Genomic DNA, 16,220 nt, shown 5'->3' with positions numbered 1-16,220 from the left:
GAAGGTGACGGTGCCGTCGGGGTGGACCAGGGCGGGGCCGAGGTGGCCGGCGCGGGCGATGGTGCACATCCCGGTAACCGGGTCGTAGATGGCGTACAGGCAGGTGGCGCCGGTAATGGTCGGCGCTTCCTTCTCGGTGGTGGCCTGGTCGGCGTCGATATGCGCGACCAACTCGTCGAGGTAGGCCAGCAACTCGTCGGGGGCCAGGTCCAGGGCGGAGAAGTTGTGGACGGCGGTGCGCAGGCGGCCCATCGTGGCCGCGGCGTGCAGGCCGTGGCCGACGACATCGCCGACGACCAGGGCCACCCGGGCCCCCGGCAGGGGGATGACGTCGAACCAGTCCCCGCCCACCCCGGCCTTCGCCGGCAGGTAGCGGTACGCCACCTCGACGGCTGACTGCTCGGGCAGGGAGCGGGGCAGCAGGCTGCGCTGGAGGGTGACGGCGGTGGCGTGCTCGCGGGTGTAGCGGCGGGCGTTGTCGATGCACACCGCGGCACGCGCCGCCAGCTCTTCGGCGAAGGACAGGTCCTCCTCCCCGAATGCCTCGGAGCCCTCGCCGCGCCAGAAGTCGGCCAGCCCCAGCACCACGCCCCGCGCCCGCAGCGGCACACTGATCAGCGAGTGGACGCCGTAGTCCAGGACCCGCCGGGCTCGCTCGGGATCCTGGGCCCGCCAGCCGTCCGCCGCACTCAGATCGGCCTCAAGGACCGCCCGGCCGCCGGCCATGCTCGACGCCATCGGCGAAGTGGGCGCGAATCTGATCACTTCGCCCGCCGAGTGGAGCGGCGAGTCCTGCCGGACGCCTCGGGCAGCCGTGCGGCGCATCTCGGTGCCCCCCTCGGTCGGCTCCCCGCCCCGCACCACCGGCTCTGCCAGCTCGACAGTGACCATGTCGGCGAACCGCAGGGTCCCCACCTCCGCCAACTCCTCGGCAGTGCGCACCACATCCAGCGTGGTGCCGATCCGCATCCCCGCCTCGTACAGCAGCCGCAATCGCTCCCGCGCTCCCTCGGCCCGGCCCGCGAGCGCCCGCAGGTCGGTGGTGTCCCGCAGTGTCACGACGCTGCCCGCAGGTCCGCCCGCACGGTCCGTCGGCCGAGCGTTGACCGCCAGCAGCCGGTCCCCGGCCAGATGGACCTCGTCGGTGGTCGTCCGGCCGGTGGTCAGCAGCCCGGCCGTGCGCCCCTCCAGGCCGAGGCCGGTTACATGATGCCCCTCCGCGTCCGGCGGCAGGTCCAGCAGTCGGCGCGCCTCGTCGTTGGCCAGCAGCAGACGCCCGTCGCCACCGACGATCAGCACCCCCTCCCGTACCGAGTGCAGGACCGCATCGTGGTGCTCGTACATCCGGGTGATCTCGGCGGGGCCCAGGCCGTGGGTCTGGCGCAGCAGCCGTCGGCTGAGCAGCGCCGCTCCGCCCGTGGTGACGGCCACCGCGCCGGCGGCGGCGCCCAGTACGGCCGGCAGCTGCTCTGTGACCCTGTCGGTGACATGCTTGAGCGTCACCCCGGAACCGATCGCGCCGACCACCGAGCCATCGGGTTTCTTGACGGGGACAAAGACACGGATCTGCGGGCCGAGACGGCCCACGGCCTTTCCTTCCACCGTCCGCCCGGCCAACAGGGGAGCCATGTTCGTGGGGGCCTGCGTGCCGATGAGCTCAGGCAAGCTGGAATGGGCGTAGCGGATTCCGTCCCGGTTCAAGACGGATAGGAAGTCCACGCCGGAGCCTTTCGCGGCCTCCTTGACCCTCGGCTGCAGCACTGCGGTGGGATCAGGGGACGCCAGGGCTTCCACGAGCCCCGGAGAGCTGGCAAGGCCCTGAGCGACAGCGAGTGAACGATTGCCGGCTTCGCGGGCGCTCTCGCGCTGGGCAGCCAGCACGAGCATGACGATGGCACCGATGGCAAGCAGTACCACGACCGCCACCTGCAGCACGAACATCTGGCCGACGACACTGCGGACACTCAGAACCGAAGGCGGGCCCTCACGTCGGCTGCGAGCGGAACCGTCCGAGGACCGAGCATCCGAGGTAGGGCTGGATCGGATTCGAAATCCAGACATATGCCTATCTTGCGCTTGTAGGCCCTGGAGTCGATCACATGGGCAGCCACAAGACCGATGCCGGGAGTTGAAACGGGGCGGGAGGCGGGCCGGTGAGAATGGTGCTGCGGCACGGCAGGATGCCGGCTCTGCGGTGTTCCGGACGAGTTCACCGGGCGCAGGAGTACTTGGCGGATTGGGAGACCGGCTCCGGCCAGACCCTGGTGCACCGGCACCGCGCCCTTCCTCCGCGCGCAGCGACCAGCGTACTGCCGCAAGTCCATGATTTGCCCCAGGTGCGGTGTGCTGCAGCCGGGCCCAGATGAACCACCGGGTCGCGCGAGGTCGAAGACCACCTCTCGCGTGGTGGACACGGCCTCCAGGGCGTTGAGGCGACAGGCCTCCGGAGGACGGCGCGACGCCGTGTCACCGTGTCTCCCCGTCGGGCGGGAACGAGCACCGCCGGCACCTGGGGGTGTTGGCCGCGGGAGTTCGATACGGATGCCGCCGGGCGACCAGGTATGGCTCAGACGTGGGGCGGGAGGAGGGGTGTGGAGCGACGGCATCCGGAGTACCTGATCGCCATTGCGGAGCACGGTGCCGCTCGCGATCGAGGCGACCGCCGTCACCACGATCTCCCGCAGGCGGCACCTCTCTGGCCGGGTCTGACCAATGTGTCGGTAGGGCGCCGGGACGGCGGCGCAGACTGCGCACTCCGGGTACAGCACCTGGCAGGCCAGGCGGTGTGCACCACTATCCGGCACGCGTCGTCCCTCTCGGCCACCGCGTCCCGGCATCCCGGCCGCTCTGAGCTCGCCGCGGATGTCCCGTCCACGCGGGCACACCTGCTCGTACGGCTGACGGACGAAGGGTCGCCATCCTGCTGAGCCCGGTGGCAGTTCGACGCTGAACGTGATGATCACAGCATGAATCCCCTGAGGGCGGCCGGACCCACCAGGATTCGCCCGCCCTCACCGCTTGGCGGCGCCTCGTTGGGGAAGTGCCCGCTGGCCCCGCAGACCTTGGCAGGTGCGGGCGTTGACGCTCTCGGTCGCGTTCGTGCGGCCGCGGGACTCATGCGTCCCGGGGCCTCGGTCGGTGGGTGCGCCTGCTGCCCGGGGTCAGCTCGGCGTCAGGATGATCGCCTGGCCGCCCGCGCCGGCCATGGCCACGTCCAGCGTGGTCTCCGGGGTGACCGTCCGGGTGCGGACCACGACCGGGGTCTGGTACGGGCTGCTGCCCGGCGTGCCGTCGGCGTAGACGGTCGCCGTGTAGGCCGTCCCGTCGTCCAGGAACGAGAGCGGGATCGACAGCGTCCGGGCCGCCTCGTTGGTCATCGCCCCCAGGTACCAGGTGGAGCCGTTGCGGCGGGCGACGGCCACGTACTCGCCGATCGAACCGGCCAGGGTCCTGCTCTCGTCCCAGGTCGTGGGGATCGCGTTGAACCAGGGCAGCCCGGGCCAGCCCGCGGTGTTGGCGTACTTGGAGGGCTTGTCGTACCAGAAAAGGAAATTGAGGGGCTGGTAGTACACCGCGGCCATCGCCATCTGGTGGGCGTTGGTCGTCTTGTTGCGCGACTGCCCGTAGCAGATGGTGTAGTCCATCGGACCGCCAATATTGCGGGCGAAGGGCAGCGTCACGTTGTGGGTGGCGGTCGGGAACTGCTCGTTGCCCCGTACGCCTTCCATGCTGAGGTAGTTCGGGTACGTGCGCTCATAGCCGAACGGGCGCACGTTGTCGTGCATGTCGATCAGCAGCTGGTACTTGGCGGCTGTTTCGGCCCAGCCGGTGATCTCGTTGGTCATCGCCTGGGTGCCGTCGTTGATGAAGCCGAGCTTGATACCCGCGACACCCCAGCTCTTGTAGAGGCCGAAGAGTGAGTCCGTGTCGGTCAGCGCGAGCTGGTTGACGTAGAGGAAGACGCCGATGCCCTTCCCGGCGGCGTATGAGATGACGGACGGCAGGTCGATGGCGGTGATCGGGGTCGTGGCCTCGGGGGTGGTCCACTCGGGCCCGTACCAGCCGGTGTCGTACTCGATGTACTGCAGGCCGCGGGCCACGGCGAAGTCGACGCCCGCGAGGCCGGCGGCGGTGGTGAGTTCGCAGCGGAAGACCTTGCCCGGCTTGATCCACGAGGTGTCGGCGAGGGCGTTGACAGGGGCCAGGTTGAGCACCAGTTCGGCGTTGTCGACCAGTTCGGCGTGCGTGGTCCCGATCACCACCGCACGCCAGGGCGTGGCGAACGGGGTCGTGACCGTGGTGGTTTCCGCGGCCTCTCCGGTGCCGCGGGCGGTGTGCTCCATGAGGAAGGCGGCGAGGGTGCCCGGCTGCCCGGAGACCGAACTGAGCATCAGACGCGGGAAGTTCACCCGGGAGGACTCGCAGACGCAGGCGATGAACCCGCCCGCGAGGGTGGCTGTCAGCGGCAGGTCGGTGAGGGGGCCGTTGTCCGTGGTCGGCTTTCCGGTGGGCGGGATCGCGTCGGGGGCGACCGGGTTGTAGGCGTCCTCGTCGCGGGCGCTGTAGACGGTGGTGTTGTCCGGGAAGACGAACGTCGTGAGTTCGTCGGAGATGGTGGCGGTGCCGGTGCCGGTGCCGGTGTCGAGGAGGACGTAGCGTAGAGCGACGCCGCTCTTGTAAGCGCGGATCCGGACGCCGAAGCGTACGCCCGAGGCCGTGTCCTGGAGAGTCCAGCGCTGCTCCTGGTAGTGGTCGGCGACGGTGGCGTTGCGCCCGTACACCGCGGACCAGGTGTCATGGACGGTGCGCCGCTGGTGCCGGGTCACCCTCACATCGCTGCCGAGGACGGTGTCGTCGCTCAGGCGGATGCCGAGGGCCGAGGTGTCGATCACCGTCTTGCCGTTGCGGGTGGCGGACCACGTGAGGGCTCCCTCCACGACCGACATCGTGATGGAGGTGCCGCCCATGCGTGCTGTGGCGGTGGCACTGACCGGGGCGTCCGCCGCGTGGGACGGCCGCGTGGTGCCGAGCCCTACCGCGGCCGTCCCGACGGTGACGGCCGCGCTCTTGAGTATCCCCCGGCGGGACAGTGCCCCCGGGCGGCCGACTCGGTTCGCGATGGGTTCTTCCTGGTGTCCTTCGGTGCTCATCGTGAAGGGACCTCTCCTTCGGTGATCGCATCGATATATCTCTTGGCGGTATCTCTTGGCGCGAGTGGAATTTCGGTAGTAACCGCTTACCGACTTGGCATGCCTACGCCGGAGCCAACGTGGGTTATGCCCGGCCCCGGTCGCTTACGCGGTGTTCGGCCTGGCAACACCGGTCAGAGGTCCGGCACGTCATAGCGGTCGGTGTAGTGCTCGGGCACATGGGTGAATGTGGTGTTGCGGTAGACGGGGTGGGTTTTCAGCAGCATGAGATCGCTGTCGATGTTGTCGAAGCGGCTGTTCAGCACCTGGACGTCCGTGACGATCTTCCAGACACCGCCTCGCTTGTTGTTCACGATGTTCGACCGGTTGATGATCACCCGGCGCGGAGAGTACGCGGGGTCCTCCGTGTACTGGCCGGGGTTGTGGAAGATCTCGCAGATCATCCACAGTGCCGTCGCCCCGGCACCGCTGATGTCGAACCGGTGGAAGAAGATCCGCTCGTCGTCGCTTCCGTCGGCCTGGACGGCGTTGCGAGTGGTGTGCCGGATCTCGGCCCGCTGCACGATCACGTTGGCGGTCGAGGTGTACTTGGCGCCCTTGCCCCTGATCGGCTTGGACATGTCGGCGTCCGACTGGAGGATGTTGTTGTCGAAGAGCCAGTAGACGTTGTGGAAAAGGCTGTGCCGCTCGCCGTTGTACATGGACGTCAGGCGGTCCGTGATGATGTCGCTGGTCCGCTTCATGTGAATGCCGTGACCGCCGAAGTTCTGCACGGTCAGGTCCTGAAGGGCGATCCGCTGGTGCCGGGCGCTGACGGGGTCGGCGCCCGCGAAGTAGATACCGGTGGGGGCGTCGAGGTCACCCCGGATTCCCTCCAGCGTCATGCCCTTGATGACCACGTCGGTGAGCTGCTTGTCCGTCGTGCCGATGGCGTAGTCCGGCCCCGAGTAGCGCACGACGGTTCTGCCCTGCCCGGCGCCGACCAGTGTCACACGATCACGGAGGTCGAGAGGCGCGTCCAGTTCATGCACCCCCTCGCCGAGTCTGACCACACCGCCGCCGGCCGCGCCGACCTGGTTGACGGCGGCCTGGATCGACTCGCCGGTGCTCACGGCCACCTGGTGGTCAAGGGCCTGACGTGGGTAGGTGACGTGAGTGAAGTCGTCGTCCCATTTCGAGGCGATCAGATCGAGTACTTCCCCCTCGATTTTCACGGGCCTCACGGCCGCGTCCACTTCGGGGGCCTCCTCCCCGGAGCGGGTCTCGTGGGGGATCACCACCCGGAACCGGTCCTTGAGTCTCACCTCACCCTTGGCGATCGTGACGTCGACGAAGACGGTAGCGTCGGGTAGGGAGTCGGCGGGGCGGGTGACGGTGCCGTCGTCCCGCAGGTGCTGCTCGTCCCACGACCACCATGAGATCGACGAACCTCGCCGGCCGCGGTCGGGCATCGGGAGGTCCTCGACCGCGTGGTCCGCGCGCCTGGCGATGGCGCGGGACACGGCGGCCAGATCTGACGCCGCCTCAGCGTGGTCGCGGGCCGTACTCAGGTCCGTCCGGGAGGTCACGACCAGCCGAGGACGCAGGTCTCCGTACGCGCCGGAGTCGGAATAGAACTCCGCGGCCCGACCGCCTGCCGTCTCGTTCCACACGCGCAGGGAGAGGAAGCCGTCTCCCTCGCGCTCCGCGGCCATCGCCGCTGTAACCTCCGCCTGATAGGTGGTGGTTCCGCGCCGCGTCGCGAGAGGGGCTTCGGCCCCCTCGATGGCCGTGACCGCTGGCTTGGTCGCCCCTGTGAGGATGAAGGAGGGATCGGCCCTGCGCGGGTTCAGAGCGTTCCAGTAGTCGTTCGTGAACATGCCGGTGGCCAGTTTGATGTCCTTCCCCTCCGCGGACCGCGGCGTTGTGGTGAGGACCAGCCGGGCCTTCACGACTGCTCCCGGAGCCACCGCGCCGTCGCCGACCTTGAACTGGACGAAGGCTGCCATCGAATCGGGTGCGTCGAGCCCGCCTGCGTTGTTCACCGTAAGGGTGTCGGCCCAGCTGCGGTCCTGGTTGGTCGTGCCCACCGTGTCCGTGTCGATGACGGGGAAAAGCGTCGTCTCGACCGTCCGGCCGCCGACGGCGGCACCGCCGCCCGACTCGTCGTCGTTCGCCGCCGCCGGACTCAGCACGACGGCCATCAGTCCCACAACGGCCAATCCCACTCCGATCGAATGAGCGCACCGTCGTCGGCGTTGTCTCCATAGAGGCATGTCGTTTCTCCTCATCTCGCGGTGAAGACCTTCGAGTAGGCGTTTGCCGACCGGAGCATAGGTGAAGCAAGCGCAAGTCGAACCCGCGGGGAGAATTGCGAAACTTTCGCTGGAACTCAGCGTGAAGAGCCGACCGAGGTCATGGGCATGCGAGGTGTGCCCCGCTTCCTACGCCTCCGTCCGCCCCCGCCCTGGACTCGGGTTTGCACCGCCCTGTCGTGCCGACCGCCCTGTCGCGCGGTCGGCACGACAGGGCGGTGCAGGTGCCGGCAGACCGTTGCAGGATGAGAGTGAATTTCCCGTTCAGTGTCTGTATCGGAACGTTGCGCTGTACCGTACTTCGGCGTCGCGGGAATTCGACGATATGGCGGTACTGACTGGGTTTCCCTGGCGATATGATCGTGGATACGGAAATGGCTGATGCCGCTTTCCTCGGAGTTCGTGATAGTGCCCCGGTCTCGGTTACCGCCTACCGTGATTCCGGGAACGTCGATGCAGGGCGGGTTCCGTGAGCCGGATGGCGCGCCGGCAAGCGGAGGAGACTGTTGGTACGTGTTTGAAATCGAGGGTCGGCCGTTCTCGATAGCCCCTTGCCGACCTGGTCCCCGGGTCGCTCCGGCAAGTTCGTGGCTGCGCTGCGCTGCGCTGGGCCGCGACGGGAGGGTGGGCATTCCCGTCCTCAAGGGCACGGTCCTGCTCGTCGACGGCACCTTGCTTCCCACAGCGACTGCACCATCGCCGAGCGGTCGAACAAGGCGTTCGGGCGCCCCAGTTCCGGCAGGACGTCCGAACTTCCTCTCGCCGGGAAGGACGCCTTCGCCCGCCGGTGACGACGGTCGACTACGACAGCGCGAGCGGCGCCTGCGCGATGGCCGGCCACCTGCTGTCTGCTGGCCGCCGCACAACTGACCACCACGCACGTGCCGTACGAGGAGATGGGCCCTGTCGTGCTCCGGGCCGTCGCCGACCGGGGCGAAGGCGGACCGGGCCGGCGCGGGAGCGCGGACGGCGAGCGCCTGGTGCTGGGCACCCATGTCCTCGCACTTCCCGACGGTTGGCACGCCTCACGGCATCTGTTACGTAAGCGCTTTCGAGAACGCCTTGCCGATCGCGCGCCGCTCGCGCGGCACTGGGGATCGGGCCTTTGCGCCTTTGACCTGCATCCTCGCATCGACATGACGAACAGGCAGGCGGCAACGGCACGCAACGTGGCGAACGGCCGGCCAACAAAGTGCCGTAGGACTCTTGCATGCAGCAGAGTCCGACACCTACGTTGCACAGCAACCGTTTTCTATAGCTTCCGCATGAGCTTCGAGACACGAGTCGACGGCTGCCGCGCTCGCTGTCGCGCCCGACCAAGTCGCTCTTCCTCTTCCGTGATCGTCTACGTTTCTAAGGATGACCGCACGATGAACCCCACAAGCCCCTGGAGAAGGTTCGTCGCAGTCGTGGGCCTCGCACTGGCAGGTCTGATCTCCGCCTGCGGCGGTCCCGGCTCCGACGACAGCAAGTCCGCCGGCCCGGTCACCCTCGACTTCTGGGGCTGGGCGAACGGCCAGGAAGCCGTCGTCAAGGCGTTCAACGCGAGCCACGAGGACGTCAAGCTGAAGTACACCAAGGTCACCGACCAGCTGACCATGCAGAAGCAACTGGCCAACGCCGTCAAGGCAAGGAACGCTCCCTGCCTGTTGCAGAACACCGCCGAGTATGTGACCAACTGGGTGTCCCAGGACGCCCTCGCCGACATCACGAAGTACGTCGAGTCCAGCAAGGACAAGTTCAACGCCGGATCGTGGGCCACCGCGCAGGTGCAGGACAGGGTGTACGGCGTCCCGACCAGCTCGGCACCCCAGTTCACGATCTACCGCACCGACATCTTCCAGAAGTACGGCCTGAAGGCGCCCGAGACCTGGGACGACTTCATCGCCGCGGGCAAGGCGCTGAAGAAGGACGGCATCAAGATCACCAACTATGCCGGCGAGGACCCCAGCACCCTGCAGTTGCTGGCCATGCAGGCCGGCGCGCACTGGTACTCCATCGACGGCGACTCCTGGAAAGTGGACTTTCAGGACCGGGGGACCCTGAAGGCCGCGAAGGTGATTCAGGAGATCATCGACAACGACCTCAACTCCAAGCTGTCCTTCGCCGACTACACGGGCGTCCAGCGCAACTACGACAACGCCGGCACGGTGACCCGGCAGATCTCCACCTGGCAGACGGCCGGCATGGTGCAGAACTTCACCGAGTCCTTCGGCAAGTGGGCGCTCTCGCCGTGGCCGACGTTCGAGGGCGAGGCTGCGAAGACGCCCGCGGGCACCAATCTGACCGGCGGTCTGACGCTGGTGACCAAGCAGTGCAAGTACCAGGAGCAGGCCGCTCAGGCGGCGCTGTGGATGTCGACGAACACCGACGCGGTCAAGATCATGGCGAGCCCGACCACCGGCAATGGCGTCATGCCTGCGCTGGCCGACAGCGACTCCTACGTCGACGGGACGATCTCCCAGAAGCTGCTAGGGGACAACTTCGAGCCGGCCAAGAGGGTCGTGACCGACAGCCTTGGCACCGTCACCACCGACTGGACCTGGGGTCCCAACTCGGCCGCGATGTTCACGGAGCTGCAGAACCAGTGGGCCAAGGTGGTCAGCAAGGAGGAGAAGGTGACGGACCTGCTGGCGCACATGCAGGAGTGGACGGTCAAGGACCTGAAGTCGCGCGGCACCAGCGTCAAGGGCTAGGGCCCTTCTGATGGATCTCCGCGGCGTCCGGCACGCTCGCTCGCCGCTCGCCGCTCGCCGCTCGCCGCTCGCCGCTCGCCGCTCGCCGCTCGCCGCTCGCCGCTCGCCGCTCGCCGCTCGCCGCTCGCCGCTCGCCGCTCGCCGCTCGCCGCTCGCCGCACGGCGCAGGGCGCACGGCGTGAAGGGACAGGTGGCTCCGTCACATGACCCTTCACGCCGCACGCACCGGACGCCGCTCCTTCTTCCACGGAGATCCATCAGAAGGGCCGCGCCGCTGCCAAAGCCCGCCGGCCGATCCGACTGCGGAGAAAGCGGTTTCGATTCCTCTTCAGAGAGGGGCAACCACCCAGCGAGAGCAACACCCGGACCGCGGCCATCATGGCCGCGCCATAGTGGCGTTCGGCGCGCCGACGAGCGGAGCCGGGCGCGGAGCCACCGCGCCCCTTCGGGCCTCGAAATCCCTGACCGGCCGAACAGCGGTCAGGCAGGACCCGATCTGCGGCTGCAAGAAACGGCCGCTCGACGGCACCGCTCTCGCCGAACTGCGCCCGCCGGCCGGGTGAGCGGTTCGCCCATCCAGTGACCCGGACGCCCTCTCCATCACCTGAACCCTCTCGCCTCCATCACCTGAACCCTCCCGCCGGTACCGCAACTTCGCGCCGGTGCCCGGCCACGAGCCGCAATGGCCGCGAACAAGAAGGGACATCGAGTGCCGCAGAACATCGCACGCCGCAGACTGCTGCTCCTCGCCGCAGGAGGCGGACTCGCCCTCGCTCTGCCGCCGCTGACCGGTGCCGCCCACGCGGCGACCGCGGACGCGACGGCCCCCGCCGATCTCACCCACCCGTGGATCTACACGGACGCCTCCGAGAAGGAGGCGCTGATCGACAAGATCACGAACAGTGACTGGGCCAAGGCGTCCGTCGAGCAGCTCAAGGCGGTCATCGGCCCGCTCGCCGACCGGCACCAGAGCGATCCGGAGTGGATCCTGTCCCGAATGTCGATGTACTGGAAGGAGGGGCAGCGCTACACCCAGGTCTACGTCAAGAAGCAGAACTTCGACTACGGCGAGGGCAACGCGCCCGTGCCGACCGTGCGTTTCGACGCGACCCGCGGCTGGAACTCCAACAAGAACCCACCACTGGAGCAGCGCCTCGCGTACAGCGAGGACGGCTCGATGGTCAACCAGGACGGCGTGACCGTCCCGTACCCCGAGACCGGCCACATGATCCGCCTCAACAACGAGGAGATCCTCGGTCTCGCCCAGCGCGCGGCCTTCCTGCACTGGGTGACGGGCGAGGAGAAGTACGCCGCCTTCGCCTCCGGCATCTACTGGCAGTGGCTGATGGGCGTGTACTACATGAAGCCCATGCTGGACCCGACCAAGTCCTTGGGCGGGCCGGGTGGTTACGAGCCGGGCGGTATTTGCGGCTACTACGACTACGAGGTCATCCACGACCCCATGGGCGGGTTGGCCGCAGTCGTCTACGACTTCCTGTACGACTACCTCGACGCCCATCCCCACCCGCACGCCGTGGAGATCGGCAAAGGCCTGAAGGAACTGTCGACGGAGGTCTTCAAGCGTTTCATCGACATCGGTCTGGTACGTGGCATCGCGACAGGCAACTGGAACGTCAACGGCTTCGCCGGCATCGTCCCGGCGATGATGGCCCTGGATCCGGACGACCAGTACGCCGATGGCAAGGGGCGCGACTACTACCTCGCCTTCTACACGACCACCACGACCCAGTACCACACGGCGCTGCCGGACATCCTGACGGAGTACGACAAGGTCACCGGCCTGTGGCACGAGTCTCCCGCGTACTCGTTCGGGACGGTCGGCACACTGCTGGACTTGGCGGCGCCGGTCAGGCGACAGGGCACGGACACCATCGCGGGCAACGACGTCCTCCGCCGCGCGTCCCTCGCGATGGGGCCCTGGCTCGACGCGCGGGGCAACATGGTCGTCTTCGGGGACGGCCGCGGCGGGTCGCCCGGGTACACGGCCTTCGAGCGGCTGCTGACCTACTACACCGCCACCGGGGACACCACAAACGCGGCGCAGGTCGCGGAGGTGCTCTCCAATGCCATGTCGGCCGGCCAGTACAACCGGAACGCCCTGTCCTCCCCTCTGGACATCATCTTCGGCGTCGATCTGCCGACCACCGACGACTCGACGACTGACATACGCACCGCCTACTCCCCGCACCACCGCCACATCACGATGAAGAACCGGAACGACGTGGCGGCCGGCCTCATGACGACCGTGTACGGCGGCTGCAACAGCACCGACCACCTCAACCCCAACGGGCTCGCCATCCAGCTGTACGGCCAGGGCTGGGCGCTGTCGCCGAACTGCAAGTCGTACGAGTCGTACACGAGCGCGGACTACGTCTACAGCAAGGGGCCGGCCGGCGCGAACACCATCGTCCCCGGCTACGCCTACGGTCCGATCACCGTGAACGCGATGGAGCCGGCACCCCCGGCGGACGCCTTCGTCAACACGACGCAGATATCGCAGTACGCGCAGTTCACCGACGTCTCGGCGGACGAGAAACGGCGCCAGGTCGCCATCATCCGAACCTCGGACACCACCGGCTACTACGTCGACGTCTTCCGTTCCGACCAGGCCGACAACGACTACATCCACCACAACCTCGGTCAGGGCCTGACACTCGCGGACGCCCACGGCACCCCACTGGACCTGACCGCGGCGAGTGACCTGGGGACCGCAGCCAACGCCGGCTACAAGTACTTCACCAACCCGGTCAGCGCCGGTCACGACGGCGATCTGCGCGCCACCTGGACCGTCAACGCCTCGGACAGCAGCCCCCGTATCGACATGCGGATGTGGATGCTGGGCAGGGAGGGACGCACGGTGTACCGAGTCGACGGCCCCGGTACCACAGTCAACACCAACGTCACTCCGAACGCCGTCAATCAGAAGCCGCAGACCACGGCGACGCTGATCGTCCGCCAGCAGGGCAACAACGCCGCGACCGCACCCTTCGTGTCCGTCTTCGAACCGGCCACGGACGGCGCCGGAACAGTCCGGGAGGTCACCCGCCTAGCCGAGGGCGGCACGTTCACGGGCTTGCGGGTCCGCAGCGACGGCCCCGGGGAACTGCGCGGCCGTACCGAGTACGTCCTCAGCTCCGCCGGTACCGAGGCGCACTCCCCGCACCGCGACCTCGACTTCACGGGCGCCTTCGGCGTGGTCTGCACCAACGCGGGGAGATTGCGGTATCTCTACCTGGGCAACGGCCGGGATCTGCGCCACCGCTACCACCGCATCACCGCCGACGGCGACGCCGCCGTGGCCGCCGGGCTGGTCCGGGACCGTGACGGGACGCGCTACTCGGCGGACGGCTGGATCCGGATCACGCTGCCCTGCGACGGGCCCGCGCACAGGGCGCGGGTCGCCTACGAGACGAGGGACGGTTTCGTCTTCGCCGAGACGACGGCCACCCCAGCGGACCGAACTGTCATCGGACGCGTCCCGGCCGGATACGACGTGCGGATCAAGGTCGTGACCTCACACCGGCCTTGAGGAACACCTCTCACTGCCATTCGCCGGACAAGCCGTACGACGCATTCCACGGCCCGCGCCCGGACTCCTGTCCGACCCGCCACGGCCCGGCCACCGGTCTTGGCGGTCTCCCCCGAGCGGTCGGCGCCGATCGGACGCACCTGCACCCACTCTGGAAGGACGCCATGCAGACCACGCTCACCTGGGGCCACTCGGCACTCACCGTCGGCTTCGCCGCCGGAGCCGACGGGGCGCTCCGGATCACCCGCCTGGCCCGGCCCGGCGACCCCGAGCAGTCCGGGGGTCCGGACGCCGCCCTTCCTCTCGTCGATATCGCCGTGCTCGGCCGGGGCTATGGCGGGAACAGGCCGCGCTTCCTCCCCTCCGCCCTCGGCGGCCGACTGCGCCACCGCGACCACCGCACCGAGCGCGACGGCGACTGGCACCGGCTCACGGTCGAGCTCCACGACCCGGCGAGCGGCCTGACCGCCGAGCTTGTGCTCTCCTCCCCGGACGGCGTGCCCGTCGTGCGCTCCGAGGTCCGGTTGCGCAACGACGGCCCCAAGACCCTGGTCCTGCGGTCCGTCTCCAGCCTCCTGCTGGGCGGGCTTCCGTCGCCCGACGCACTCGACGTGCACCGCGCGCGCAACGACTGGCTGGCCGAATGCCGCTGGTTCACCGAGCCGCTGCGCCGCCATGTGCCGGACATCAGCCGGGAGATGCACGCACACAACAGCGCCGCCCGTCTGGCGGTGAGCAGCCGCGGCAGCTGGCCCACCGACGGGCATCTGGCCATGGGAGCGCTGTCGGACCGCACCGACGGCCGGACCTGGCTGTGGCAGATCGACTCCACGGTTGCCTGGCGCTGGGACGCCGGCGAGTGCGAAGGCGGTACGTACCTCGCGCTCGGCGGGCCCACCGACGTGGAACACCAGTGGCGTGAACGCCTCGCACCCGGCGAGGAGTTCAGGTCCGAGCCCGCGGCCCTCGCCCTCGGCTCCGGCTTCGACGACGCGATGTCCGCTCTCACCGCGTACCGCCGTGCCGCACGCCGTCCGCACCCCGACCACACCGCGCTGCCCGTCGTCTTCAACGACTTCATGAACACGCTGATGGGTGACCCTACGACCGACAAGCTGCTGCCGCTCATCGACGCGGCGGCCTCGGTCGGCGCCGAGTACTTCTGCATCGACGCGGGCTGGTACGACGACGACGCGCAGGGCTGGTGGGACAGCGTGGGCGAGTGGTTGCCCGCCACGTCGCGCTTTCCCGACGGCGGTCTCGCGGCGGTCCTGGCCCACATCCGCAGCCGGGCCATGGTGCCCGGGCTGTGGCTGGAACCGGAGGTGGTGGGCGTGCGCAGCCCCATCGCGCGATCGCTTCCCGACGAAGCCTTCGTGCACCAGGACGGCATACGGGTCGCCGAGAACGGCCGCCACCATCTGGATCTGCGCCACCCGGCCGCCCGCGCCCATCTGGACGCGGTCGTCGACCGGATCGTCGGCGAGTGGGGCGTCGGCTACCTCAAACTCGACTACAACATCACCGTCTCCCCAGGCGGCCCCCTGCTCGGGCACGGCCGGGCCTGGCTGGACTGGCTGTCGTCCCTGCACGAGCGCTACCCGGGCCTCGTGATCGAGAACTGCGCGTCCGGCGGCATGCGGATGGAAGGCGCCTCGCACACCGTCACACAGCTGCAGTCCACCAGCGACCAACAGGACTCCCTGCGCTACGCGCCCATCGCGGCCGCCGCACCCGCAGTCGTGCCCCCGGAGCAGGGAGCGGTGTGGGCTTATCCGCAGCCGGATTTCACCGACGAGGAGAGCGCATTCACCCTGGGTAACGCCTTGCTGGGGCGGATCCATCTCTCCGGGTTTCTGGACCGTATGACGCCGGACCAACTGGCGCTGGTACGCCGGGTGTTGGACACGTACAAGGGGCTGCGGCACGATCTCCCGCGGGCCGTTCCCTTCTGGCCCCTCGGTCTGTCGGACTGGACAGACCCGTGGTTGGCGCTGGGGCTGAGGGCGGACGGCGTGACCTACATGTCGGTATGGCGCCGGGACGGCGCCGCCGCCTGCACACTCCCGGTGCAACACCTGGCGGGCCGGGCGGTGCGTACCACCATCCTGCACACATCGTCACCCTCGGCCACCGCGACCTGGCATCCCCACCGCTCGGAGCTCGCCGTGGAGTTCCCATCCACCCCGGCATACCTGCTCGTACGGCTGACGGAGGACGGGTCGCCATCCTGCTGAGCCTGGTGGCAGGCGTAGGTCTGGTGGCGGCCATGGCCGACCGTCGCATGGCGGCGGCATGTGTCGCAAAGCTGATGTGGCTCCAGATAATCAGGGCGACTGTGGTGGCAGTTCCGAGGAAAGCGTAGCCGCGTTTGTCGTAGCGAGTGGCTACGGCCCGGGACTGCTTCAACCTGTTGATCGCTCGCTCGACCGTGTTGCGCTTCTTGTACCGCTCCTCGTCGAAGCCGGGTGGCCGTCCGCCGCGTGAGGCTTTACGCAGGCGGGCGGCCTGGCTGTCGGTCGGTACGGCT

Annotated in this window: 6 protein-coding genes; 3 read left to right on the top strand and 3 right to left on the bottom strand. The window is 68.5% G+C overall.

Going from position 1 to position 16,220, the window contains the following annotated elements:
• From FPZ41_RS21870 to FPZ41_RS21860, 3 genes are all read right to left on the bottom strand, one after another.
• Positions 1 to 1,941 (bottom strand): SpoIIE family protein phosphatase (locus FPZ41_RS21870; protein ID WP_228022885.1); only part of this gene is annotated, 1,941 nt, incomplete at its 3' end.
• A gap of 1,220 nt (positions 1,942 to 3,161) precedes the next feature.
• Positions 3,162 to 5,150 carry a glycoside hydrolase family 97 protein gene (locus FPZ41_RS21865; RefSeq protein WP_152865102.1) on the bottom strand — a complete coding sequence of 663 codons (1,989 nt, stop codon included), beginning with the start codon at positions 5,148 to 5,150 and terminating at the stop codon, positions 3,162 to 3,164.
• Positions 5,151 to 5,323: 173 nt separating this feature from the next.
• On the bottom strand, positions 5,324 to 7,342 hold the full coding sequence (locus FPZ41_RS21860) for a right-handed parallel beta-helix repeat-containing protein (RefSeq protein ID WP_322620551.1): 2,019 nt from the start codon (positions 7,340 to 7,342) through the stop codon (positions 5,324 to 5,326).
• A gap of 1,472 nt (positions 7,343 to 8,814) precedes the next feature.
• Between FPZ41_RS21860 and FPZ41_RS21850 the strand changes: the two genes are divergently transcribed.
• The 3 genes from FPZ41_RS21850 to FPZ41_RS21835 all read left to right on the top strand — a co-directional run bounded on the left by FPZ41_RS21850 (position 8,815) and on the right by FPZ41_RS21835 (position 15,927).
• Complete coding sequence (locus tag FPZ41_RS21850) at positions 8,815 to 10,140, top strand: ABC transporter substrate-binding protein (RefSeq protein WP_152865098.1); 1,326 nt, start codon at positions 8,815 to 8,817, stop codon at positions 10,138 to 10,140.
• Positions 10,141 to 10,849: 709 nt separating this feature from the next.
• A complete protein-coding gene (locus tag FPZ41_RS21840; RefSeq protein WP_152865096.1) occupies positions 10,850 to 13,690 on the top strand; it encodes a hypothetical protein in 2,841 nt (946 codons plus the stop codon).
• A 164-nt stretch (positions 13,691 to 13,854) separates the two neighbouring features.
• A complete protein-coding gene (locus tag FPZ41_RS21835; RefSeq protein WP_152865093.1) occupies positions 13,855 to 15,927 on the top strand; it encodes an alpha-galactosidase in 2,073 nt (690 codons plus the stop codon).
• The last annotated feature ends 293 nt before the right edge of the window (positions 15,928 to 16,220 follow it).

This window comes from Streptomyces acidicola, from assembly GCF_009377235.1.
Classification (GTDB): domain Bacteria; phylum Actinomycetota; class Actinomycetes; order Streptomycetales; family Streptomycetaceae; genus Streptomyces; species Streptomyces acidicola.
This window is presented reverse-complemented; position numbering and strand designations above follow the sequence as displayed.

Excerpts from the sequence above, each read along its gene's own strand:
- FPZ41_RS21865 (WP_152865102.1), bottom strand. The coding sequence starts at position 5,150 with ATGAGCACCGAAGGACACCAGGAAGAACCCATCGCGAACCGAGTCGGC.
- FPZ41_RS21850 (WP_152865098.1), top strand. The coding sequence starts at position 8,815 with ATGAACCCCACAAGCCCCTGGAGAAGGTTCGTCGCAGTCGTGGGCCTC.
- FPZ41_RS21835 (WP_152865093.1), top strand. The coding sequence starts at position 13,855 with ATGCAGACCACGCTCACCTGGGGCCACTCGGCACTCACCGTCGGCTTC.